Annotated in this window: 21 protein-coding genes, 2 pseudogenes and 1 other annotated feature; of the genes and pseudogenes, 6 read left to right on the top strand and 17 right to left on the bottom strand. The window is 33.8% G+C overall.

What is annotated here, in order from left to right:
* The 4 genes from AC3IS5_RS07610 to AC3IS5_RS07595 form a co-directional block, all read right to left on the bottom strand.
* Positions 1–1,386, bottom strand: a complete 1,386-nt coding sequence (locus tag AC3IS5_RS07610; protein ID WP_489427245.1) for a TIGR02678 family protein — start codon at positions 1,384–1,386, stop codon at positions 1–3.
* On the bottom strand, positions 1,376–2,878 hold the full coding sequence (locus AC3IS5_RS07605; protein WP_489427244.1) for a TIGR02677 family protein: 1,503 nt from the start codon (positions 2,876–2,878) through the stop codon (positions 1,376–1,378). The genes AC3IS5_RS07610 and AC3IS5_RS07605 overlap by 11 nt, the downstream gene beginning before the upstream one ends.
* Positions 2,879–3,210: 332 nt before the next feature.
* Positions 3,211–4,215, bottom strand: a complete 1,005-nt coding sequence (locus AC3IS5_RS07600) for a restriction endonuclease (RefSeq protein ID WP_489427243.1) — start codon at positions 4,213–4,215, stop codon at positions 3,211–3,213.
* A gap of 364 nt (positions 4,216–4,579) precedes the next feature.
* Positions 4,580–5,314 carry a polysaccharide deacetylase family protein gene (locus AC3IS5_RS07595; protein ID WP_489427242.1) on the bottom strand — a complete coding sequence of 245 codons (735 nt, stop codon included), beginning with the start codon at positions 5,312–5,314 and terminating at the stop codon, positions 4,580–4,582.
* Positions 5,315–5,816: 502 nt separating this feature from the next.
* Here AC3IS5_RS07595 and AC3IS5_RS07590 point away from each other — a divergent pair.
* From AC3IS5_RS07590 to fabZ, 3 genes are all read left to right on the top strand, one after another.
* On the top strand, positions 5,817–6,485 hold the full coding sequence (locus tag AC3IS5_RS07590; protein ID WP_489427241.1) for a ribonuclease H family protein: 669 nt from the start codon (positions 5,817–5,819) through the stop codon (positions 6,483–6,485).
* 400 nt (positions 6,486–6,885) lie between these two features.
* Positions 6,886–7,257, top strand: a complete 372-nt coding sequence (locus AC3IS5_RS07585) for a nucleotide excision repair endonuclease (protein WP_053416132.1) — start codon at positions 6,886–6,888, stop codon at positions 7,255–7,257.
* Between the two features lie 247 nt (positions 7,258–7,504).
* Entirely contained in the window at positions 7,505–7,930 is a 426-nt protein-coding gene (fabZ, locus tag AC3IS5_RS07580) for a 3-hydroxyacyl-ACP dehydratase FabZ (RefSeq protein WP_193740272.1), read from the top strand.
* Positions 7,931–7,992: 62 nt separating this feature from the next.
* Here the strand turns inward: fabZ and AC3IS5_RS07575 are convergent, their stop codons facing one another.
* The 3 genes and pseudogenes from AC3IS5_RS07575 to AC3IS5_RS07565 form a co-directional block, all read right to left on the bottom strand.
* A complete protein-coding gene (locus AC3IS5_RS07575; RefSeq protein ID WP_489427240.1) occupies positions 7,993–8,508 on the bottom strand; it encodes a GNAT family N-acetyltransferase in 516 nt (171 codons plus the stop codon).
* A 230-nt stretch (positions 8,509–8,738) separates the two neighbouring features.
* Positions 8,739–10,613 carry a dynamin family protein gene (locus AC3IS5_RS07570; RefSeq protein ID WP_489427239.1) on the bottom strand — a complete coding sequence of 625 codons (1,875 nt, stop codon included), beginning with the start codon at positions 10,611–10,613 and terminating at the stop codon, positions 8,739–8,741.
* 256 nt (positions 10,614–10,869) lie between these two features.
* Positions 10,870–11,117 (bottom strand): annotated as a pseudogene (locus tag AC3IS5_RS07565) (hypothetical protein); the annotation flags it as partial.
* Positions 11,118–11,262: 145 nt separating this feature from the next.
* Positions 11,263–11,516, top strand: a binding site (T-box leader).
* Between the two features lie 48 nt (positions 11,517–11,564).
* On the opposite strand from AC3IS5_RS07565, the gene metG reads away from it, so the two are divergent.
* Positions 11,565–13,208, top strand: coding sequence for a methionine--tRNA ligase (gene metG / locus AC3IS5_RS07560; protein ID WP_489427238.1), 1,644 nt, complete (start codon positions 11,565–11,567; stop codon positions 13,206–13,208).
* Positions 13,209–13,266: 58 nt separating this feature from the next.
* Here metG and AC3IS5_RS07555 read toward each other — a convergent pair whose 3' ends face one another.
* The 4 genes from AC3IS5_RS07555 to AC3IS5_RS07540 form a co-directional block, all read right to left on the bottom strand.
* Positions 13,267–14,442 (bottom strand): endonuclease Q family protein, encoded by a 1,176-nt coding sequence (locus AC3IS5_RS07555; RefSeq protein WP_489427237.1) that lies wholly within the window; start codon positions 14,440–14,442, stop codon positions 13,267–13,269.
* Positions 14,443–14,735: 293 nt separating this feature from the next.
* Positions 14,736–14,936, bottom strand: a complete 201-nt coding sequence (gene cspC / locus AC3IS5_RS07550) for a cold shock protein CspC (RefSeq protein WP_010331195.1) — start codon at positions 14,934–14,936, stop codon at positions 14,736–14,738.
* Between the two features lie 689 nt (positions 14,937–15,625).
* A complete protein-coding gene (locus AC3IS5_RS07545; RefSeq protein ID WP_489427236.1) occupies positions 15,626–17,182 on the bottom strand; it encodes a Vga family ABC-F type ribosomal protection protein in 1,557 nt (518 codons plus the stop codon).
* Positions 17,183–17,485: 303 nt separating this feature from the next.
* Complete coding sequence (locus tag AC3IS5_RS07540) at positions 17,486–18,709, bottom strand: GNAT family N-acetyltransferase (RefSeq protein WP_489427235.1); 1,224 nt, start codon at positions 18,707–18,709, stop codon at positions 17,486–17,488.
* A gap of 133 nt (positions 18,710–18,842) precedes the next feature.
* On the opposite strand from AC3IS5_RS07540, the gene AC3IS5_RS07535 reads away from it, so the two are divergent.
* Positions 18,843–19,277, top strand: a complete 435-nt coding sequence (locus tag AC3IS5_RS07535; RefSeq protein ID WP_489427234.1) for a hypothetical protein — start codon at positions 18,843–18,845, stop codon at positions 19,275–19,277.
* Between the two features lie 39 nt (positions 19,278–19,316).
* Here the strand turns inward: AC3IS5_RS07535 and AC3IS5_RS07530 are convergent, their stop codons facing one another.
* The 4 genes from AC3IS5_RS07530 to AC3IS5_RS07515 form a co-directional block, all read right to left on the bottom strand.
* Positions 19,317–20,060, bottom strand: a complete 744-nt coding sequence (locus AC3IS5_RS07530) for a CPBP family glutamic-type intramembrane protease (protein WP_489427233.1) — start codon at positions 20,058–20,060, stop codon at positions 19,317–19,319.
* 153 nt (positions 20,061–20,213) lie between these two features.
* Positions 20,214–20,906, bottom strand: coding sequence for a hypothetical protein (locus tag AC3IS5_RS07525; protein ID WP_489427232.1), 693 nt, complete (start codon positions 20,904–20,906; stop codon positions 20,214–20,216).
* The gene (locus AC3IS5_RS07520; RefSeq protein WP_489427231.1) at positions 20,903–21,772 is read right to left on the bottom strand and encodes an ABC transporter ATP-binding protein; all 870 of its coding nucleotides are present in this window, start codon (positions 21,770–21,772) and stop codon (positions 20,903–20,905) included. Before AC3IS5_RS07520 ends, AC3IS5_RS07525 begins: the two co-directional genes overlap by 4 nt.
* Positions 21,773–21,774: 2 nt before the next feature.
* Positions 21,775–22,140: a GntR family transcriptional regulator gene (locus AC3IS5_RS07515; protein WP_489427230.1), complete on the bottom strand. Its 366-nt coding sequence runs from the start codon at positions 22,138–22,140 to the stop codon at positions 21,775–21,777.
* Positions 22,141–22,385: 245 nt separating this feature from the next.
* On the opposite strand from AC3IS5_RS07515, the pseudogene AC3IS5_RS07510 reads away from it, so the two are divergent.
* Positions 22,386–22,535, top strand: a pseudogene (locus tag AC3IS5_RS07510) (putative immunity protein); the annotation flags it as partial.
* 86 nt (positions 22,536–22,621) lie between these two features.
* Here AC3IS5_RS07510 and AC3IS5_RS07505 read toward each other — a convergent pair.
* Entirely contained in the window at positions 22,622–23,557 is a 936-nt protein-coding gene (locus tag AC3IS5_RS07505; RefSeq protein WP_489427229.1) for a polysaccharide deacetylase family protein, read from the bottom strand.
* 37 nt (positions 23,558–23,594) lie between these two features.
* Complete coding sequence (locus tag AC3IS5_RS07500) at positions 23,595–24,290, bottom strand: hypothetical protein (protein WP_489427228.1); 696 nt, start codon at positions 24,288–24,290, stop codon at positions 23,595–23,597.
* Positions 24,291–24,318 lie beyond the last annotated feature (28 nt).

The following is a 24,318-nucleotide window of genomic DNA, read 5'->3' as shown; positions in this document are numbered from 1 at the left end:
TTATTTTGCTCCTTTTAATGCACGTATTATTTTCGCATCATTCAATTCTATAAATTGTTCATTTTTATTTACGACATATTTATCAATGGCATCTTGTGCGTTTTTCAATCTTAATGGTGAATCGCTATTAGAGGTGTTATATTCTTTGATTATTTCTTCAAAAATAGTTGTAGGCAAAGAATAATCCCAATCATCGACCGAGATATCCTTCATTTTTTTAATAAAATATCGTTCAAATTTAAATTCTCTTGGAAATTCCCCTCCAACTCGGACTAAAGGCGGATACAATACGACAGAATGTGTTTGAACATCATTAAAAACAAATTTCCAGTCCTCTAAATACTCTAATACTCTTTCAGCAACATCTTCAGAATATGACTCCCTGAATTCTTTGCTCCATCCATGACCAAATTCTTCTTGCAATTCTTCAAACCATTTATCAAACTCTCTTCGCCCTACAATGTATTCGAACTCGGGAAACTCATTATCCGAAAGTGCTTTTAATTTTTCTTTAAAAAAGGCTGAAAATTGTAATACGATATCTGAAATTGTTTTTTGATTTGGATGTTGTTGGCCCGTTACATTCCTTTCTTTCGAAATCAATAATATTTCATTCCGATAAATTTCCATTTCAAAATGTGTAAATTCAGGAATATTATCCACCATACGAAACGATTGATGATTCAGGTACTTTTTTTCTTCATCAGTCAATTCATTTTTATAAACCACAGGCGAAAAGAATAGTCTTCGATTTAATGATTGTAAATTCGTTCTTGGTGTTGATTCTTCGCCGGGAACTTTCCATCTATCGGTAATAATTTCATCAATATTCCGAAAATATTGAATAGGCTTAGAGAAAAACCTCATATAATACTTTGAAATCATAGTTGGCCGATACAGAATTTCTTCCTTTTCATCCGTTTTGTATTTTTCAATTTCCCCTTCTAGAGATTCTATCAAATCCATTGATTGGGCATATTTCACCGCTCTATAGAAAGATAACCGATGTTGATAGATTTCCCATTTAACCTTAAGATCTTTATCGAAGAAATTCTTCACATAATCCGCTAGAGTACTTACCAAAAACAGGTCATCTTTCGCTTTATCTTCTAAATATGCCAATATAGCAACAAAAATAGAATAGTCGATTGGCTCTTTAAAATCTTGAATCCCCATCCAAGATTCAGCTTGATAAGGAATTTTCTCTAATTTAAATAAATCTATACCTGAAAACAGCTGGTATCCAAAGTTCTCAAAAAAATATTTTTGTATCAATTTTTTATGTTTTTTGATAAGCGTATAATCATTTTGTTTATTTTTTTTTTGTATCCAAAAGTTTTCCATCAATGCGGTTATTCCAATACGAATTTGCTCCTTATCTTCCAATGTTACTCTCCTTTCCAAACTCAAATACGATATCCGGCATCTCCATCACTCCATCATTGCATCGAAGTTTTACTTTCTCGTTACTAGCTACATAGAATCTGAACATTTCACCGAAATCAGTTTTCCCCGTACGAGATTTAGTTTGAACACCGCGAGCAATCCACGTTAAGATGGATTTTCTCACGAATGAATCAACCGCTCCCAAATTTTTTAATACAATTTTGTTATCTACAATTAACGATTCGATGATCTCACGCTGCATTTCCCGATTCTTTATATATTCTTCTATTTGCTTTTGCTTTTCATCTACAGAAGCTTTTACATAGGATTTTATCCTCTTCGTTCGTTGAAATTCTTTATTTCTAGGTGTCGTAGTAAAGGTTGATTGGTTCTGTTCCCAGACTTCTTCATTATGTGTGTCAGTTAACTTTTCCTCCCCATAAATATGCTTTGTATAAGCTACTCCAAAACACGCAGCAGAAAGTTTGTGAGCCTCTATCAAGTTCCCACACGCATAAAACATTGAAGCGAGTGTTTGGTAATCCTTTTTTCTGTTTTGGTTATTTCCTTGTATTTCTGATAATCTTAATGCGTAACGACTAATCGTTTGAATACTAATTTCTGTTTCTCTTAATAAAATTTCAACATCGCAATCATTGTCATTGCTTTTCACAAACCAATTTTTCAGTTCAATCCATTTTTCTGTTTGGATCCTTTTACTTCTTTCTCTATCAAATTCTTTCCCATCTAAAGTTGGAATGGAAGAGAAATAATCTACCAATTGTTCAATATATTGGTTTACGAATTCCTGGCCAATGTTATTGATCGATTTTGCAATTTTATGCTTATTTCGGTTCATCGTTAAAATGAATTTAGTTAGATAATCCACGAATTTCTCTTTATAAAGCAAGAATTCTTCCGTTTCAAAAAGCTGTTCCGCTTTTTCACTTTTTAGATGGGACAAATAATTGACTGAATTTCGCTTCAAGTTTTCCAAACGCTTCAGAAGTGTGTTCCATTTTTCATGTAGAATCACATTATCTGTTTCTTTCAGTTTGACTTCAGATAGCTGAATCACGTCTTTTAATATTCGTTCAAATTCTCTACTTTCAAGAGCACCTGTTAATTCATCCTCTAAATCGTCCAGCTTCTTTAAGGTGTTTTCAATTTCATATACAGGTTGAGTAATTTGAAACTTCAATCGTTTATTTTTAAATTCTTCGATGGTGAAGTAGACCAACTCTTTGTCCTGACGAGAAACTACACATTCCCACACTTCTAGTTGTTTTAAGTCGTCATATAAATCCCTCTCTTTATACCACTCTTCTACTACATTATTTTCTCGTAAGAATTTCAATATTTCTTCTGGCTTACTATAATATTTGAACCTTTCGTATTGTTCATATAAAAACCGAATGATGGGTCTATATCTGTATGCATTTTCTGTTGTGGCATATTTTAATAGGTTTACAGTATCTAATTGATACTTCAAAAGAATCCTCCCCTTTTATTATTTTCACTTATATATACCTATTTCATTTTAATTATATCGAACTTTTGTTTTTTACACTATATTCCAACTCTATATTAAATTGTTTATTTAATCGACTTTTGAAAGGAGTTGTCCATAATTAGAAAAGATTTGAATTGTTATGAAAAACCTATATAAAAGTACTAATAAACTTATTAAATAAAAAAATGACCTATGCCAATTCATACATCATTTCTTATGTGATATTTTAAAATTAGCTGTGAGATACACTCCCCTTAACAAGGAAAAAAGAACGAATTCCACCAATCGGAATTCGTTCTTTTAAAATAATATCAAGACTGAGCTAATCTTCTCATTTCAAACTCTGTATATTTTTTCAGATTTTGATCAGAGTAATCATAAAAGTCTTGTAAATGGTCGGTCCATTGTTCATTTTCAATAGAGATTATTTTCTCTTTCAAAACTTGATCATTCCATATAGTCACTCGCAATGTTTCAGCTAATTCCAAAGCATCCTTTGTTATAGCTGAAGTGGTTATTAAAATAGATGATTCGCAATCATAATAAACCTTTTCAACTGCAATTTTATGTACTTCATCCATCTTGACTAAATTGACATTATTTATGCAACGGAACGCCACTTTACCATTTGGACCGTCAGCAAATATATCCACTTTAAAGTCACTATCATCTCTAGCTAAACGCACATTTTCAAAATCAAGTTTTTGCAATTGTTTCGCCATATATAATTTGAAATCATATGGGCTCATTTGATGAATTTTTCGTTGATTAAAGAAGTTACTATCATATTTCTTTTTAACATTCCTCACAAATTCATTCACTTGATTGATCTTAGTTGGTGTTTGGAATTTCTCATGGACTTCATTTTCATTTGCAAAAGGTTTCAATAAAATAGCTTCCTCTTTTTTTATCTCTTTTAGACTTTTAATAGCAGCTATCCAGAAATACCCGCCAAGAGCAATAAAACCAAGAGCAATAAGTTGAACAATAGGTTGGAATAGGAACTGACTATACAGTTCTTTTACTCCAGAGATATATTCGGATAAACTTTTGGGCGAATGCGTAAACACAGTGATAAAAATAGGTAAACATTCTAAGTAAAATGCTAACGCAAGACTCTTCCACAGCTCTTTCATTGCAACGTGGCGTCTCGTTCTTATATCTGCTAATTCCTCAGATTTTAATATTTTCTCTTCTTGTAAGACAATTTTATGTATATTAGCTTCAGCACATTTTGGACAGTATACAACAATTTTTTCGTCTACTAACACCTCGGCAGCCTTCACTTTATGTATGTAACAACGATTTTCAGACATGCTAAAACAACTCACCAACCTAAATAAGTAAATATATAGTCCTATTATTTTAATAATAATCGTAACCATTACTTATTATATAATAAGTAAATGATTATTCAATGATATGAAAACACTACATTATTGGTATATTTTATACAAAAATACTATACGATACACACATTTTTGGTAATTTTATTACTTAATTTTCAATCGTCATTAGTTGCATCTCTAAAGTAATTTCAAATCAAAATGAATTAAAGCGTTCAGCATATGCAATCATGCATCGCCAAACGCTTTAGTAACTCTTGAGTAAGCTTTCACTTTTTGATTTATCAAATTCACTTTGGCGTTTTTTATGTCAATTATTAGCTGTTGAAGTCCATTATTTACTTACTTTCCCATTTACACTGGCAATAAGCTCAGATACTGTAACAAATTTATACCCTTGCTTTTGAAGCTCAGGTATTATTTTCTCGAGAGCCTTTAACGTTTGAGTCCGATTTCCTCCACCATCGTGAAATAGTATCACATCACCTGGTCTCGAACCTTTCAGTACTTTATTTACAATCTTTTGGGACCAAATTCCTTTCCAATCTTCCGTATCTTGATGCCATGACCATATGACAACTTTATATCCGTTATTTGTGGCAATATCGATCATTTTTTCATCATATTGTCCTCCAACAGGACGAAATAACACTGGAGCAAAGCCAGTAATACTGTGAATTATTTCATTTGTCTTTTTTAATTCTTCTTCAAATTCTTTTGGCGACGTCTTATACGGATGTGTATATGTGTGATTAGCTAATTCATGACCTTCGTTATATTCCCTTAAAACCAACTCAGGATGTTTTTCTGCCATTTCGCCAATAACAAAGAAAGTAGCTTTAGCCTTATATTTAGCAAGTATATCTAAAACTTGTCCTGTATATCTTGGATGTGGTCCATCGTCAAATGTAATAGCGATAATCTTTTCTTCAGTATTTATATCCCAAAGCATTTGCCCAGATTCTTCGTAATATTTCCGTCCCTTGTCAGCAGCAATACTAAAACCAGCATAAAATACTGAGATGATTAAAGCGCAAACAGTTAGAATTAATATATTCTTACGAGTCAATACATCACCTACCAAGCTTAATAATTATTACAAAAACGCCGTTGTATTAATATTTACCGAATGCGATAAATTATACTGTGTGAAAGGCTCGACTTCCGGTCATGAAATTGTAAAAACTAATTGCTCAGGCACTTAACTTTAGCAGTGAAATTACTTTGCTCCTTTAATGTAAGCTCGATAATTTTTTGGGGTATAATTATGTTATGCGGAGGAAAAATTAACTTTTATATACAATGAAATGTTTTAAAAAGGCGATTTCAGAATGACAATGCATAGAAGCTTGCTTATATTATTCCCTTTACGCTCAGAGTTATTATTTTTTACTTTTTTCGATTTACCATAAAATTCTAGTCTAATAAAATTAATAAAACAATCACCACTATCATCTTACAATCTCATAATTCAAATAAAACAAACCACAATAAACTATTGTTAATTTACGTGGAATATTGCTGTATTTTATATCTTAGATTATTAAATCAGAGGCATAGGAGGAATGACGATGAACATCTCAATCGAATGGGTTTACAAAACACCAAGAGGAACCGAAACAATATTCCACTCAGAGGAGATGCCTGCAGAAAGAGGACTGTTAATAGCAGAGGATCTTGAGCGGACAGGACGCGCCAAAAGTATAACCTTTACTGACTCGTTTGACAGCACTTGGACAATCAAGGAATTGAAACGCTACATTAAAGAAATTGAAACTGAACCTCATAATATTACAGTGTATTTTGATGGTGGCTTTGATCGTACGACTAGCACTGCTGGTTTAGGCTGCGTTATTTATTTTGAACAGAGTGAAAAATCGTATAGGGTGAGAAAGAATGCCCCTTCCGAAGTGCTGAAATCAAATAACGAGGCTGAATATGCCGCACTTCATTTGAGTCTTTTGGAGCTGGAGCGATTAAATGTTCATCATCTACCTGTCGTTTTCATTGGAGACTCACAAGTTGTCATCAACCAAATGAGCGGAGAATGGGCATTATTAGAAAAAGACTTATCAATCTGGGCAGATCGAATTGACGAGAAATTAAAAAAGCTTGGTATTCGTCCTAAATACGAGCTCGTACCAAGAAAATCGAATGCTGAGGCAGACCGTCTTGCCACACAAGCGCTAAATGGTATCGATATCACTGCGCAACTTGAACTGACTGTTGATAATGATTGATATGAGCTAAGTGATATACCTCACAAACATAGGGTATATGATGTCAGAATGAAAGGAATTTTTGAATGAAAAATATAATAGTAGCTATAACAGTATTTTTAGCCCTTTTTATAATTCTTCCATTCTTCGGCATAAACTTACACTTTCTTCTAACTAATACAGTCGAATGGGCTACAAAGTTCGTTCTACCATGGATTATGCTATATTGGATTATTAGACTCGTAAAAAATTCAGAAAAAAATCCGTAAAATAATCGTCTATTTTGGTTAAGGAGAAATTGAAAATATGGTCAATTTTTTTTATAATAGACGTGTATTTCGACAACTAGTAAATCCGATAGCTTTTCTAACACAATTATGGTAGCATTAACTACTATATAATAATGAGGACGTGAATTTTTTTGATCAAAATTGAAATGCCAAAACCAGACGTAGTAATTCGTCAACGCGAACAAAAAATTAAAGAAGGGGACGCGATTATCCCTTCAATTTATGGATTTATTGATTTCCATGAAATCCCTCGTGATAAAGGCGGCTTTTTCATGTTCTTTAACAAAGAAAATGAGCTTTTATTCGTAGGTAAAGCACGTAAAATCCGTCAACGTGTGAAAAAACACTTTGAAGATAACGTTTCACCTATTAAAGATCACCGTAACGAAGTTCATAAAATTGAAGTTTTCGTTGTTGAAGATCAAATGGAACGTGAAATTTATGAAACATTTGCTATCAACCATTTCCGTGCGAAATACAATACTGAAAAAGTATTCTTCTAAAAACAAAAAGCGTTCAGCCTGTGCAATAGCACTTGTTGAACGCTTTTTTTATGCTCTTAAAATATGTATAGTATGCGATATTAGGAAACTATCTTGCCTTATGCACCGAATTTAATAACTTGAAAGTACGATTTTTAAAACTCCATTTCAATAGTTTTTCTTAATAATTCACAAAAAACATTACCAACCATTAGCATCAGGTGTTAATATGAAGAGGTATCAATTTATGATCATGGAGGAAAACATATTGTTAGACACACAAAAGATAAAAGAAATCATTAAACATCGATACCCTTTTCTATTGGTAGATCGAGTGCTCGAATTAGAAGAAGGTAAAAAAGCAGTGGCTATAAAAAATGTAAGTGTAAATGAAGAGTTTTTTAATGGGCATTTCCCAGGCTATCCCATTATGCCCGGTGTATTAATTGTAGAAGCATTAGCTCAAGTTAGCGCTATTGTTATGCTTACAAAAGAAGGTAATGAAGGCCGATTAGGGCTTTTAGCTGGAATAGATAAATGCCGATTTAAACGCCAAGTGATACCTGGAGATCAGCTACGCCTTGAAGTTGAAATAACTAGAGTAATAGGTGCTATTGGTAAAGGCAAAGGAATCGCCACTGTAGATGGCGAGATAGTTTGCGAGACAGAATTAATATTCGCCTTTGGTGATTAATCCGATTTCCAATTGACTATTAGAAGTAAAGATAAAAAGCAGCCGATTATACAAATCGGCTGCTAAATTTTTGGCCAACCATACGTGAGTAATTCTAATTGTTCACCGCCAATTTGAATTGGATTTGAGTCGATAAACTTTGCACCCATCGCTTCATAAAAGCGACAAGATGAATTGTCTGCTAATACTTTCACAATTGACGAACTGTAATTGAGTCTTTTAAACTCTGCAAATAGTTGTTTTATCATAGCTTTGCCAATTCCTTTTCCTTGCTCACGCTCAAATAGGTAGATAGCTGTAAGATCCGCATCATATGTTGGATATTCACCTTCTTGAGTTTTAGAGCCACATGTATAACCTATGATTTGTTCTTCTTCATTTACAGCTACAAGAATGGTATCCCCTTCACTTCCTCTTTCGATATTACGCTTCCATAATGCTTCTCTGTTGCTATATGTTAGATTATCTAAGAATTCTTGTCTTATAATACCTTTGTAAGTTGTGCGCCAACTATCTACATGTACTTTTGCAATACCTGCTACATCATCGATTGTTGCATATCGAATAGAATAAGTCATAGTCTTAACCTCACTTTTTACTTAGTGTCACTGTATACATCATCGCATCTTCTAAAGCTACTTGCTTATAGAAAATCCCACTATCATAGTCCATTTTGCCACCTGTTAGGATCTCTTCAATATCCCCATGTGAAATCAGTCCCTCTTTTATAATCCCTTTATTGTAACATATTGGAATTATCTCTACAAAAAAAGATACTTACCCCCGTTACTGGGGTAAGTATCTTTACTTAATCGCTAATACCACTATAAATAGGCGGTTCTTCAATTTCTGATTTCATATCATCAATTGTCAATTGAAGTGGCTGTAAATGATATTTTTCATATAATCTTGATTGCATTTTTGAGATTTCATCATTTTGTTCATCGATATGTGTACTTGCAATTAACGTTTCATGTGATAATTTAATACTTTTAATCTTTACTAAAGTTTCACTCAATGACAATCTTTCCTTTTTTGTAACAACTAGATCCTTCTGTTCAATGAGCTGCTCCACAAATGTTTCGACAAAGCCTTTTGCCTCCAAAATGTTATTAAAGCCATTCAGCTGTCTAATTGCGGTTATTAATTGTTGTTTCTTTTTCTTTCGCTCAGTGCCAATCAGACTAACTCGCTTAATAATTCGCTCTATTTGATCGGTAGCGATGTCATTTAAATTCTTCAATACTGCTGGATATTCGTTAAATAATTGCGTTTCTAACACGAGAACCTTCTGGTATTGATGCTCTAGTGTTGTTTGTAAATCTTGAGAGGGCTCGTTTGGTTTACTAGACTTATCATTTTGTTGCTCGTTTACGAACATTGTTTTTAAGAGGCCCTTCCCCGTTGAATGACGCTGTTTTTCATCGCTTCTCTTAGTCTCGTTTTTGTAGGATTGACGCATTGTTCGATATTCCCTTACAGCCTTCAAATAATCGTTTGCATACTCAACAAAGACCATGACATCATAGGTTTTGAAATGCTTGTTATTTGAAATTACTTGTAGCAATTGATACAAGGTTTGCACATCTTTAAAAACTACACTTGCCTTACGATATTCCTTTTCATATGTGATGAGCTTTTGATTTTCAATTTCTGTTCTTTCAGATGTTTTTTGTTTCCCTATTTGATACTGGACTAATAGATTATAAGCTGATATATAAGGCTCTCTTTGAGGTATTAGTTCCACCTCAGTTTGGAACCTCTTAAGCCATTTGATAAAGCGTTCCATGATGAGGTATACACGGTCTGATTGGTTAGCATGGGAATTCTCAATTTCCTCTAATAACAATTCAAACTTACTTTGGTTCCATTTATCCTCATCATCGGTTGCCACAGCTACTTCGGCATCCCTTACAGATATCCCCATTATTTTACGGAAATAGGGCGAAAGCAATTTATTTTGTTCAGCTATGAATTGTTCATACGCCGTTTCATGAATATCAATAGCGTTAATAATTGCTAATGGTTTTACATTCCGTTCGTGAAATTTTCTGAGCAGCTTCAACTCACCTTGCGTTGGTTTTGAATTACAGTTGAAAATCCAATACAGATCATCCGCGCGGTTTAATATCGATTCCTTTACATACGCTGATTCATCACCACCCGGCTCTAGCGGTGTTGTATCGATAAGTGTAACCTGCTTTAGCAATTCATTATTGACATAGACTTCAATATAGTCCAAGCTTTCACGTAAGATTTCAGCACTAAATGTGTCCGATGTTGTGAATAGTTTCACTTTATCAAGATCAAAACTCGCTACTTGTCCATCAAGGAAATAAGCCTTCACTTCTTCTGTTTGACCGTATCGAATAATGGTATTTATCGCTGTTGCTTTCGCCATTTCCGTTGATAGAACGGTTCTTTTAAGCAGTGCATTCACTAAACTTGTTTTCCCTGCACCTGTCATGCCTATAAGTAAAATCATTGTCTGATTTTGAGCGTCTTCAATAATTCGTGTCAGTACTTTATTTGTACCTTTAACATATGTATTTGTTGAAAGAATCATATTCAAACTTTTTAGCTTAGTAACGAATTGTTGTAAAAACTCATTAGGTTCATTTTTGTTCCAACGAATAAGCGGTGTATCTTCTAGATGATGTATTTTTTTTAGGTCCTTATCCATATTAACCAAACCCCATTTCTAATAGTTCTAATTATACAGCAAAACTATATTCAAATAATTAAAGAAAGCAAAACCAATGAAAAAATAGGGCAAAACATCGTCCACACACTGCTATAACCAAGACTATTGAACAAAGAAATATAACCTATATTAATATATATTTTAGTTAAACATTGTATTCAGATAAAATTTTATCAAAAATACCCAAACCTACATTAATGTTGTATCAAATAAAAAAGATGATAGGTAATAATAACTACCATCCTTTTTTCAATTTAAGATGATGTTGGTAAAATATCCTTTGTAATTCAGAATAAAATCCTTGTTGCTCTATGAGTTCTTTATGATTGCCACGTTCTATTATTTCTCCGTTTCTAATAACAAGTATTTTATCGGCATTTTCTATCGTTTTTAAACGGTGTGCTATGACAAAACTAGTTCGACCAGTCATTAAATGCTCAGGCCTTTTTGGATCTGTACCTCAATACGTGTATCAACACTAGAACAGCTTGCATAGTGTTCCTCCAATTTCGCAAATTGGATAATTATTATATTTAATTCGATGCACCCTCATTCAACAGTTGATTTTTTATTCGAAATATACTTGCCTTTTCATCAATAGTGTTTTATACTTCTTTTCAACATATAGAAATACGCGTTGATGAGGAAAAGTAAAATAAATTAAGTTGTCTAGAGAGCTTCTGTCGGTGGAAATGAAGTGAACTTAACTATTTGAAAATGACCTCTGAGCTTCGTACCGAACGATTTATTTAGTAGGCTACGACGAGAAAGGCACTCGTTATAACAGCAACAGTATCCCTAATTGGCGTACTGATGAAGGCAAATGGTGTAAGCTGTTTGCAAACGAAGGTGGTAACACGGGTATATAATCTCGTCCTGATCAATTAATTTGATTAGGGCGAGTTTTTTTATTTTAGGAGGGATTTTTGAATGAGTATTGTTATTGGCGGAGCTTGGCCTTATGCGAACGGATCATTACATTTAGGGCATATTGCGGCATTATTACCAGGAGATATTTTAGCTAGATATTATCGATTAAAGAAAGAAAACGTTCTTTATGTATCCGGTAGCGACTGTAACGGAACGCCTATTTCTATCAGAGCAAATCAAGAAGGTGTTACTGTAAAGGAAATTGCAGATCGATTTCATGAAGAATTTATAGCCTGCTTTAACAAACTAGGTTTTACTTACGATTTATATACGCGTACCGATGCCGAACACCACCATCAAGCCGTTAAAAATATCTTTTTGGAGCTACTAGATAAAGGCTTTTTATATAAAAAAACAATTGAACAAACGTATTGTGAACATGACAAGCAGTTTTTGCCGGACCGTTTTGTCGAAGGAATATGTCCAGTATGCGGTAGTAAGGCACGCGGGGATCAGTGTGATCATTGCTCAACAATATTAGATCCACTCGATTTAATCGATAGACGATGTAAAATATGTGGCAATCAACCCATCGTGAAAGAAACCGAGCATTTTTACTTTGCATTCAGTAAGATGCAAAGCGCATTAGAACACTATGTACAAAATGCAAAGGAACAAAAAGCATGGCGCCAAAATGCAATCGACTTGTCCGAACGATACTTAGCAGAAGGTGTACCTGATAGAGCCGTTACGAGAGATTTGCCAAACGGAATCGATGTACCAATAGACGGTTTTGACGGTAAGAAGATATATGTTTGGATTGAAGCCGTGTCAGGATATTACACTGCTACTTTAGAATGGGCAAAACAGCATCAGATAAACGTTCAAGATTTCTGGAATAGCGACACAATCTCTTATTACGTTCATGGGAAAGATAATATCCCTTTCCATACAATCATTTGGCCTGCAATTTTAATGGGATTAAATAGCCCTGCCCTCCCAACACATATTGTTTCAAATGAATACTTAACACTAGAGAAACGGAAACTCTCTACTAGCCTAAACTGGGCCGTATGGGTACCATATATTATTGAAAAATACGATGCAGATACAATTCGATATTTCTTGACGATTAATGCACCAGAAAATCGCGACACAGACTTTTCTTGGCGTGAGTTTATTTATAGTCATAATAGCGAGCTCCTAGGTGCATACGGAAATTTCGTTAACAGGACATTAAAATTTATTGAAAAATCATTCGATAAACAAATCCCTAAAGGCATACTGAATACTTCAATCAAGCTTCAAACGCAAAAACTCTATGATGAAGTAGCTATCGCGATTGAACAAGGGCATTTTAAAGCACCACTTGAAGAAATCTTCTCTTACATCCGCTCGGCCAATAAATACTTTGACGAACAACAACCATGGTTACAAGTAAAAGATGATGAAGCTGGTTGTGGCAATACACTTGCAACATGCGTCTATATCATTGCGAATTTGTCGCAATTACTAGAACCCTTTATTCCGTTCTCGACAAAAAAAATTCGCGACATGCTTGGAATTACTAATATCTCGTGGCATGAATTAGCGGAATTACCAACATCCATTCAATATGTAGAGCCGTTGTTTGAGCGATTGGACATCGCGATAATCGATGAAGAATATCAACATCTCATCAGTCAAAGTAACGCTGTAAAATAAACAAAAAAGCTTTCGGCAAATGGCTAATCCATTCGTCGAAAGCTTTTCACACTGAAAATCATTTAGACTCTTCTTTTTGTACCTTACCATACTTACCTCCACCACCAACTTCTATTAACAACTCCCCTTTACGGGATTGGTCAATATAACGAACTAATTTTTCCGGCACTGCTGCTGCTAACTCTTTATAAGTTGCTTTATGCAAAATATTCATTTCTGTCCCAACTGCAAGAAGTAAGCGTTCTAGTGATTTCGGTCCGAGTCCTGGTATGAAATCTAGCGGGACTTGATGAATATATGGCGGTCTTGGTCGCTCGCTCTCTTCACTTTCAGATAGCTCTTTAATTCTAGTGGCTACACCCTTAATGATATTATACTGGTGACATATTGGGCATTCAGATAAACCCTCATCCACTTTCGCAGCACACCCACCACAAACTGTTTGATGGTATTTGCCAAGCAAAGGATTTAAACCATAATTAGCGACTATGGCTCGTCCATCTTTTTCTTGAAGCGCTTTTTGTAATTCAGTAAAGCTTGCATGATCAAGTCTCATTTTTTGATATTCTCTTGCAATTTTACCGACAGAATGGGCATCTGAATTCGTTAAGAAGGTATATTGCTCTAACTCTTTTATCCCTCTCACCATATACGTATCGGAGCTTAAGCCAAGCTCAATGCCGTCTATCATAGATGGATCAAACACCTCACTTAAACTAGTTAACACACCTTTACCGTATAAGCTTTTAAAAGGAGTAAACACATGAGCAGGAATAAATAAACCTCCAAGTGAATGCACTTTCTTTTGAAGTGTAATACCATCACAATAAACTCGTTGAGAACTTAAATTGATATTCTTCACATAGCCACTCATCCACATCGAAAAAGTTTTCATAATTTCAATAGTTGGAAAATAAGCAAGGACATGAATTGGCCCGTGGCAGTGCTCATCGTAAATCTCAATTTCAGATCCAAGTATCAAGGTAGATTGTCCGAACTGTAACCCTCCATCAGCAATCTCCACCATCTCTCCATCTTCTATCATTTCTTCAATTTCTTCAATGACCTCAGGAGAATGACAATCTATAATACCTATTAGATCAATACCCTTCCGTTCACTCGACGCTTCTAAAATACGTCGTAAAGTTAACCTTTTGCTACCAGTAATTTTTACAGGTCTACCACTTTTGGTACGACCAATATGAATATGTAAATCTGCGTAAAATTCCTTCACTTTTTTCAACACCTTCATATTTAAGTTTTTTTCAATTTGAAGTTGAAATAGTTCAATTGCAGAAGTTAAAAAATATGATGGATCACTATATTGCGCTAATCATATGTTTCACTTTTCCCCAAAGTATTATACCTAAACGTATTGAAGCAATTTGACAACCTCTAATCATCGCAATATCAGTTTATGTGCTATCTAGTAAATGCACCATTGTTCGCCACACTATGGAAAATAAAAAAGACAATAAAAAAACCGACTCTCAAAAGAGAGTCGGTTTTTTTTACAGCTAGTTCAAATTAAGCTTTTTGAACGTTAGCAGCTTGAGCGCCACGTGCGCCTTGCTCAACGTCAAAAGTAACTTTTTGGCCTTCGTCTAAAGATTTGAATCCTTCACTTTGGATTGCTGAGAAGTGTACGAATACGTCATCTCCGTTTTCGCGTTCGATAAATCCAAATCCTTTTTCTGCGTTAAACCATTTTACTGTACCTTGTTCCATTATTGTTGCCTCCTAGTGTGATATCCACACATTGTATTACTATCCTTGTCCAAAGTGATGGTCCAGACGACAAGTCAAACTTATACTGCCCTTTGCACCGAACAAAAATAACTAACTTCATAATACCATGCACTTACGAAATATGCAAGTGTTGTAACGAATAAAAAACAAAAGAACAGAATTCCACATTACACTTTTTCTTTCAAATAGCTCAAAAACCTTATCAAATAGGGCTTTTCATTCGATTTCAAAATATGATAATATTTTGAAAATAATTTAAATAGTGTCTTTATTATAAATATTTTCACAATATTTCATTTATTTGAAATGAAGATCTTGCCCTTCTATTTAATGACGCCTAATTTGAAAACTTCCGCGAATAAATTTGGATCATCTTAAGTTCTTTCAATATTAGTATATCCATTTTTTATTTATTAAACCTCTTTCAATATTTTTTCAATATTAATAATGCGCTCATTCATTTCTGTTAGCATTTTTTGTTGAACTTGTAGATTTTCACCTTCTATTTGCAACCGCTCATCCGCACGTCAATGTACTTTTTCATTGTATAGATGTCGAACATCATTACAATAATCGCTAATAGTACTGCCATGAAGACCAATAGAAAATTAAATAGAAATAATAAAACCCCAAAAAGGAAACCTTTCACCCTTTTTGAGGTTTTACTATTATAATTTACGTTTTTCTTCTATTAGTCGTTGAAATTCACTTTCAAGTTCCTTTGTAGGTTCTATACTAAGACGCCCTAAAACTTCAGAAATCTTTAAATTTAAGATTAATAATTCATTTTCCTTGTTATCGGGTGCTTTCGTTTTCTTTGTTTGCACTCTTTCTTTTAAGGGCCCTTCAAATAATTGAAGTTTTCCCTTTTCAATTTTTAACTGTCTTGTTGAAATGTTTTCTACAAAACGTCGATCATGAGATACGAAAATGATTGTTCCTTCGTATTCTTTTAAGAGTGATTCAAATGATTCGACTGCATCAATATCAAGGAAATTCGTCGGTTCATCCAATATTAACGTATTTACATCGCTAACGAAAATTTTAGCAAGAGCTACTTTCACACGCTCACCGCCACTGAGTACCCCTACTTTTTTATATACATCACCTCTATAAAAATGTAGTCTTGCGAGCACTGTTCTAATAAATGTCTCATCTTGTATAGATAGTTCGCTGACATTTTCTAAAATAGATTTTTCAACATTTAACATGTTCAAGTTTTGACTAAAATAACCGACTTTCACTGCAGGTGAAATGGTAATACCTTTTTCTTGTTCAACGATTTTCTTTAGCAAAGTCGTTTTTCCACTACCATTATTCCCGGTAATAGCAACCTTATCTCCTCCGCGTATTTGAAAACTACTTTTTTGCCAAAGTAATCTCTCCCCTACATGACCTTCTATATCTTCTACTCGTATTATGATTTTACCCTTCACCGTTTCAGCGTTTGGTAAATCCATTTTAATCGCAACAGGATTTTTTACTTTCTCCACTTTTTCTAATTGATCTAATCTCGTTTCAATTGCTTTCGCTGTTTTTTGTAATTTCTTTTGTTTTTTCGCAAAATACGGTTTTGATTTGGATGCTTCCAATTTACTCACTGATTTAGGTACTTTCGCTGCTCTTACCGCTTTCTTTTCTTTTAAAACTAAGGCTTCCTCTAACTGTTTTTTCTTAGTTGTATATTTTTCGTAGGATGCTTCTTGCTGTTTTTTCTCAATTTTCTTTTGCTCAGTATAGTCGGAATAATTCCCTTTATATTCTTTTAATCCGCCATCTTCGAGCTCCCAGATTTTCGTGCAAACTGCATCTAAAAATGCACGGTCATGGGATACGATTAGTAACGAGCCACCTCTTTTTAATAATTCTCCTTCAAGCCATTCCACATGGTGCGTGTCTAAATGAGTAGTTGGTTCATCAGTTATTAATAGACGGGCACTCTTTGTTAGTGCACTTTGTATATATGCCTTTGTGACTTCCCCACCACTCTTTGCAGATGTCGATTCCTTTAACTGTGGTACAAGTTCTAGCGGACTGTAAGTTTTCACATATCCACTCTCTGGTTCTTTCAATCCAGCTAAAACTTCAAGCAATGTCGTTTTTCCAGAGCCATTTTTACCGATTAAACCAATGCGGTCATGGTCATTTATTTGTAACTTTTCTATATTAAAAACTTCTCTATCCTTAATTGAATACTGCAATTCATGTGCTTCTAATAACATCATAAAAAATCTCTCCCCTCATGTATCGGGACAAAAAAATGCCCCCTATTACAATCAGAATAGGAGGCATGGGTGCACAGCAAAAAGAGGCTTCTCTTTAATGTCCAACACATGAATAACAATCCTATTCTGAAAACACTGGAATGAAGGCATTTTGAAAAAACAGAGTATTTCATCTGATTTTAAATACGATTCATTCTTAGCTTTCGAAAAAATAGGATTAGTACTTCATGTAATTGGGTCACCCTTTCGTTTTTAGTTATATTTACTATACAAAATTCAGCTTATATTGTCTATTCTAAGTTACTAGAAATAATCGATAAAACTTGGTACCGCATTTGGTAAAATCGCTTCAAGTAAGGCAACAGATGCAGTATCACCTTGTAATCTTTCTATACTATGCAAATACGTTGGACGCTTATACCCTAAGAACATTGTGACAAACGTTTGAATCGTCATTTGTACAGTATTTGACTCAAGCTCATTACTTACCTTTTCAATTGTTACTTCTCCTGATTGAGCAGTAATTTCAAAGGTTCCATGATTCCATTCTAGGAGGGTATCCGTTAAAGCTAAACGAATGTGGAAGTTCGATCTTGCAAAAGGAAAACGCTCAAGGAACTTTTGGACATCAATAATTCTTGCCATGAAGTATGGAGAGACATTTTGCTTGATTTCACTATCTTCCATTAAGAAAGCTATCGCATCATTGCCAGAAGTTTTGCCATACACATGGTAAATCATCGAACGATGGGCGTGTACAAAATTCCATAGTGCTTTACGAGCAACTTCCTTCAAATATACAAGCTCATCAATATAAAAATCCTCTTCCATAATGCGATAGAACATATACCCAAGCGCTAAACCGTCATCATCATAATACACGGCAGCTTGTAGTTTCGTATCGCTACCTTCAAATTTCTCTTCCCAATACGATTCTTGAAATTTCTCATTCCAAGCTATTGCATTTCGTTTCATCGCACCATGCGTATTCCTAGCATACCTGTTGTATACATCACGTAGATCCGAAAAGTCATCCTTCATACGTCTTACTTGTCCGGGAATATTTCTATAAAAGGGTAGTTGCGTATCTTTCACTTGATATTCTAGAATGTCGCTCATAATTTCAAATCCCTTTTTACGATAATAAGGAATTGAATAAGGGAATAGATAGGCTATATAGCGCCCTTCTTTACGCATTCTTTTCATACTCTCAACCATTAGTGTATGCATCAAACCATGGCTTGAATACTCCGGATAAGTACCAACTGCTGTCATGCCACTCATATCATAAATCGTTCCATGAATATTCACTTGAAACGGTAAATTTAATACTTGTGCGACAAGTTGCTCCCGGTCAAACCAACCAAGTGCTAGTCCCTCATCAAATTGTTTACTCTTTGCATTTACAAATAATCGGTCCTTATTGATAGATAAGGAAATTTGAAACACATAGTTTAATAATTCAATCGACTGACCAATTTCAGATTGTGGAATTTCCCGCATTACTAATTCTTTGGATCTTCCCATTTTAAAGCCCCCTTATCTCTTTAATTCTAATTAAAATATAACTAAGTTTTCTTCAATTTGTATTAATTTTCATATAATATTATATTATATTATATTATGTTAAACTAGGAAAAACCCTTGAAGGAGGGATTTTTTGAAATGCAAACAGATTATTACTTTCTTGGTTTTCATTTGTTTTATGACCTTACCTAATCATTCTTCTGCTACTAAATGGGTATATTCACTCGTTACTTGGGATGGCTACGTTTATGAAGTAACGGATGCACTTGTCACTGAAATAGACAAAGAAATTGGTCATGTCACGAGTTATTCAGATATGGAACCGCTTGGTGGGAACTTTTCGAATACTTATAAAAAAGGAACAAAGTACTACTCTATTAAAGGTATCAGTACAGAGCAAGCAATTGCTGTTCAAGTAAAGGATGAACAGTTTTTGAAGGCCGTCATGAGGCATGAACAACAGTCCCCTGTACTTAACACGATACAGAACAAGCTCTTTTTCCCTATCTCAGCTGGCATTATTGTTTTGATATTGATGACCATCGTTATTATAAAACGCTTCAAATAAAAATGCCAAGAGCTACAAATTGTAGTCTTGGCATTTCATTTATTTGGTTAAAGATCCTAAAGGAAATGAAGAATATGTTTTTCCCTTGTTCTTTACTCGTTTCCACAGGAAAATTGAATATACTAATAATACGAAAAAGATGATATATGCTGATGTGATCGAGCTCTCGACATTTCCCATAAAGTTGAAAAAGTTATTAAAGCCGTGGAACAATATCGTAATGATAATCGACTGTCCATCTATTATTAGCAATGCTAGTACTAACCCTACAACAAGTGCATACAAAATTTGAATAATCGTATCTTCAACAGATTGACCACCTAATAACTGTAATGAGTGTGTCACACCGAAAAGAATGCTCGAAATCCAAACCGCTATAAAAGTACCCTTTGCAGAAATAATTCGCAACATCATTCCTCTAAAAACCGTTTCTTCGATAAAAGCGACGATTAATAACTGCATAATGAACATAGCAATCAGGTTAGGAACAGATTCAAAATTTAAACCATTTGTGCTAAATAGAATAATACACAATACGAGAATAAGTGGCACATACAGTAGTAGACTTTCTTTATTAAATTGAACTTTCACAAAAAAGTATTGACGCCATTGCTTTTTGAAAGCTATATATAGGAAAAGAATGATTGCTAATGGAATCAGCATAACAAATTGTAAGTATGGACTAGTGGGTTCTGTAATCGTTACAAAGGCGCCATTTACCGTATAGAAGAACATTAAAAGTAATTCCAAACCAACAATTTTAAAGACGATTTTTTTATTCATATCGCTATTTCCCTTCTCGGCTAAATTTCCTAAATCCGTTCATCTTAAGATGGTTGGTTGCGAGAGTATACGTTTCAAAGACGAACCTTCTAGATTTTCTTATTTCAACATTTACTAAATATTTTTTTCATTTCTTATACATTTAGTAATCGACTATTCTCTTTTTAAATCTACTCTATTCAATAATAAATACGTACATGCCCATAAGATGATAGAAACAATCAATAACCAGCCAAAAGAAGCAAGAGCTTGCTCGCTATATACTTTTTGGAAGAAATCAAACAAGTTGCTGCGAATAAAAGGTAAAGAGTTTGCTAAAATCAACACCACTATGACACTAATAGGCCCTACTAATCCCCATTTGTAATACAATGCACCACTCAACATTGCTGCACTACTAACTAAAATACCGACACAGAAATCGATCCACATATTAGTAACAATTAATGAGTGATCCGTAAAAATGCTACTCCAACTAAAGATATTAAAGAGTTCGATGCTAAAAGAAGTTAATATTTGATTTACAGCTAATAAAATGATGATGTTAATAAGTACCATTACAATGACATTTTGAACACGACTCAAAATACTTGCTGTGATAAACTCGCCCCTTGTTAAACCAAAATGGATACAATAATTAAAATTTTTACTTATTAATACATAGCTAGAGATTGCCATAAAAATGTAAATTGCTACACTGTTTGTAAATTGCGTTGTAAAATCATTGACTGTTGCTGTGAGAATTAGACTAAGTGTAAGAAATAATAATAAGAATCCCCAGAAGATACTTTGTGTTTTTATGTTTCTTACTTCCAATATCTTTTTAGCTGAAAGTATCCGATTCATAGTATTTGTTCCCCTTTCTCAGTTACGTGCACAATAATATCCTGCATATTCAACGCATTTTTCTTACAGTTTTCTGGCATTTCATGTTGTTTTTGCGCTTGATCGAAGACAATGATTTCTCCATTCCCCATAAAATGTTTTTCTTCCAATATCGTGAATTCATTTTTTATTTCCTCGATCTCTTTTGTCGGACCTGTAATCGCATAAACTTTCTTTTTCAACTCATCCGTTTGGATATCTAAGAGTAATCTTCCTCTATTAATAACGTATACTTTTTGAAATAAGGAACTTACTTCGTCAATTAAGTGCGTTGAGAAAATAATCGAGCGCGGAACCTCTATATAATCATTAAGAAGATATTTATAAAATTTCTTTCGTGCATTCGCATCCATACCGATGTAAGGCTCATCGAAAATAGTTATTTCACATCGACTTGAAATACCTACCATTACCCCAACTGCGGATTCCATCCCTTTTGACAGTTCCTTAATTTTCTTCGTACGATCTAAATCGAATAGCTCTAGAAGAGATTCAGCCACTTCAAAATTCCAGTTCGGATAGAAATTTCGGCAAAGCTTAAGTAACTCAGAAATTTTCAAATCAACGGGAAAGTTATTACCTTCTTGAATAAAACAAACCTTAGCTAATACCTTTTGGTTATTAAATGGTTTTTGATCATTTACATATACTTGCCCTGAAGTCGACGACCACTCACCTGCGATAATTTTCATCAGTGATGTTTTGCCAGAGCCGTTTTTACCTAGAAATCCAACAATTTGATTTTCTTCAAATTCAAAATTTAAATTATCTAAAATCATGTGATTTTTTATTTTCTTCGAGACATTTTTCATTTGAACAACAGTCATGTTCATTCCCCCTGGTTATCAATAAGTTTTTTTATCTCATCAACCGATATCCCTAGACGTCTCGCTTCTTCTAATAATGGCTTTAAAAAAACATGGGTAAATTCATTTTTTCGTTGTTGTAAAATTTTGCCGGTAGCTCCTTCTTTTACAAACATGCCTATTCCCCTTCGTTTATATAAAATCTCATCCTCAACTAGTATATTTAAACCTTTCCTCGCAGTCGCTGGGTTTATCTGATAAAATTCCGCAATTTCATTTGTGGAAGGCACTTGCTGCCCTTCTAATATATTGTTATTCAATATTTCATTAGAAATGATTTCTGCCACTTGTTGGAAAATTGGTACTTCACTGTTTACATCTAATTTCAAAGTATCTCCCCCTCTTGTGAGTTGAATTTAGTTAGTCGGTTAGTTACTTGTGTAACTAACTATATAACGATATGTAATTAATGTCAATAAATAAATTTAATGTAAATAAATAATTTAAAATCGACTAACAACAAAGTCAATTACACAATTAGTAAGCTCAATAAAATGGTTGAACTGAGGTAGAGAAACGATGTGCTTTATGCTTCAACTCGATTAGCACCTGATTATGATCAGCTCGAGCAGCCAGACAAGCTGTGTACACAGCTCACGTGTTTAGTCTTGCGATTCACATATCAACTTACCCAGTAAAGTCAGTCGCATTTACCACGAACTTTGACACTATAGCCATAGCTAACGAACGAAATTGGCAATATCAACACTTTTTAGACTTTTAGATAAAACAGTTTAGGTTATGTATAATGTAAAGTTAACTATAAATAAAACAAAGTCCGAAGAGAAATTGCCTGTTCTCTTCGGACTTTTAATTTGTCTTATTCGAATTTATCAAATTAACCATATCTCTCATATGCATGCTTTGGAAATTATATTTTCCTTTTAAATATTCTACATGCTCTAATATTTCTTCAAGAAACTGAAGATTTTCTTCGGTGTTCTTTCCAAAATTATGTGGATGCCACCATAAATGATAGTACTCATTGTTTTTAGCAGCTTCAGTTAAGCTATTTTTAATGCGTTGTAAACGAAGTCTCTCTAATATTCTCAATTTATTGCTATATGGTCTTAAAAAACGGCTAGATGGTACATTGATCATCGGATGAGTACTTACTTTCTCCAACTTATAGCAATGATGACCTGTAATATTTATATAATTATCAGCTAATCGGAGCATTCGTTTTATAGTTGTATTCATTTCTTTGATGTATGGGCCATATATCCAGCTATTTTCATTCCCTCGATACGCAGTTATGCCATATCCATCACATAGCTTTAAATACTCTAAATTAACTTGATTTCGCGGAAATACTAACGATGAAATTCCTTCATTCAAATTAACCACTGCCTGCAAATCATTTTCAAAATGTTCGATTTGCTGCCCCTCTTCTAGACAGTAGTAATGTGTGAATGTATGTGAACCAATCTCTTGGTTTGGTATTTCTTTGATCATCTTAATAAGTGAATTTCCATAATGATATAAATCCGCTTGTTCATCTTCACCGACATTCGGTAGGTTATGTTTTGCTGATAAAGCTTCATTTTCATATGGAACTTCTATACTATCCAAGCAAGTTAAGAGTTCCTTTTTATTTTCGCAATGCAGCATTCCAACTATAGCCCACGTAGCATGAATATCATACTTCTGAAATAACTGTAGTATTTTAGGAATTGCTATGCGAGCACCTAAAATATTTTCCCCATAATTTTCAATAGTAAAAACATCATGTACTCCCCAATTCAACTCAAAATCTAATGAAATAATAAGAGCCCCCAGTTCTTCATCCTTTCCTCATTTTTTTTGCACGTAACCAAAGTATTAACTGACCCAATTTTGAATTTGCTTCATAGCCGGAATAAACATGAGCTATTTCCCCACCGAATTCCATCTTGAAACTCCTGATATTTGGATTTGTTGTAAGTCCACCCATATCAAAAATTGTATGGTTTCTAGATTTGAAATATAAAATATTTCTCCAAATCAAAAATCTATTCGCTTCACTTAGTAATCTTTTTTCTTCAGTTTTTTCTTTCAAACGAAAATGTGATGCAGAATATAAACAAAAGGCTATGTTCTCGTCAGAAATATATACTCGATAACAAAGTACTTCATTTTCTTCATTCAAAACTTTTGTGATTACAAGTGCATTCTTATCTTTTAACATATTCATCGTCTTTACATGAAAAGAGTTACAAGAGTACGTATTTGCAAAAGTCGCAAAATGATTATAAAACTCTTGAAATGCTCGAATATCTGCAATTGAAGGTTTTTCAAGAACTTCTATCTTTAAATGATGGCCTGCTGCTTTTTTAATTTGCTTTCTATTAGTACGATGTAAATCTTGAAATAATTCATTTTCTCTTTTCGTTAGATCGATATAAAGTGTTTCAAACTGCTGTAGTTGCTTTTTAGGAACTAGAGAATGAGAAAAGCCTGCAATATCTGTTAATTTTTCACTTGAAACAATCTCTTTCAAAAAATAATAACTATTCATTTTTATATTT

Source organism: Viridibacillus sp. KH_047, assembly GCF_057838945.1.
This window is presented reverse-complemented; position numbering and strand designations above follow the sequence as displayed.

Excerpts from the sequence above, each read along its gene's own strand:
- AC3IS5_RS07570 (WP_489427239.1), bottom strand. The coding sequence starts at position 10,613 with ATGGATAAGGACCTAAAAAAAATACATCATCTAGAAGATACACCGCTT.
- cspC (WP_010331195.1), bottom strand. The coding sequence starts at position 14,936 with ATGGAACAAGGTACAGTAAAATGGTTTAACGCAGAAAAAGGATTTGGA.
- AC3IS5_RS07540 (WP_489427235.1), bottom strand. The coding sequence starts at position 18,709 with ATGGGAAGATCCAAAGAATTAGTAATGCGGGAAATTCCACAATCTGAA.
- AC3IS5_RS07575 (WP_489427240.1), bottom strand. The coding sequence starts at position 8,508 with ATGACTTATTCTATTCGATATGCAACAATCGATGATGTAGCAGGTATT.
- AC3IS5_RS07520 (WP_489427231.1), bottom strand. The coding sequence starts at position 21,772 with ATGACTGTTGTTCAAATGAAAAATGTCTCGAAGAAAATAAAAAATCAC.
- AC3IS5_RS07545 (WP_489427236.1), bottom strand. The coding sequence starts at position 17,182 with ATGATGTTATTAGAAGCACATGAATTGCAGTATTCAATTAAGGATAGA.
- AC3IS5_RS07600 (WP_489427243.1), bottom strand. The coding sequence starts at position 4,215 with ATGTCTGAAAATCGTTGTTACATACATAAAGTGAAGGCTGCCGAGGTG.
- AC3IS5_RS07590 (WP_489427241.1), top strand. The coding sequence starts at position 5,817 with ATGAACATCTCAATCGAATGGGTTTACAAAACACCAAGAGGAACCGAA.
- AC3IS5_RS07530 (WP_489427233.1), bottom strand. The coding sequence starts at position 20,060 with ATGAATAAAAAAATCGTCTTTAAAATTGTTGGTTTGGAATTACTTTTA.
- AC3IS5_RS07525 (WP_489427232.1), bottom strand. The coding sequence starts at position 20,906 with ATGAATCGGATACTTTCAGCTAAAAAGATATTGGAAGTAAGAAACATA.
- metG (WP_489427238.1), top strand. The coding sequence starts at position 11,565 with ATGAGTATTGTTATTGGCGGAGCTTGGCCTTATGCGAACGGATCATTA.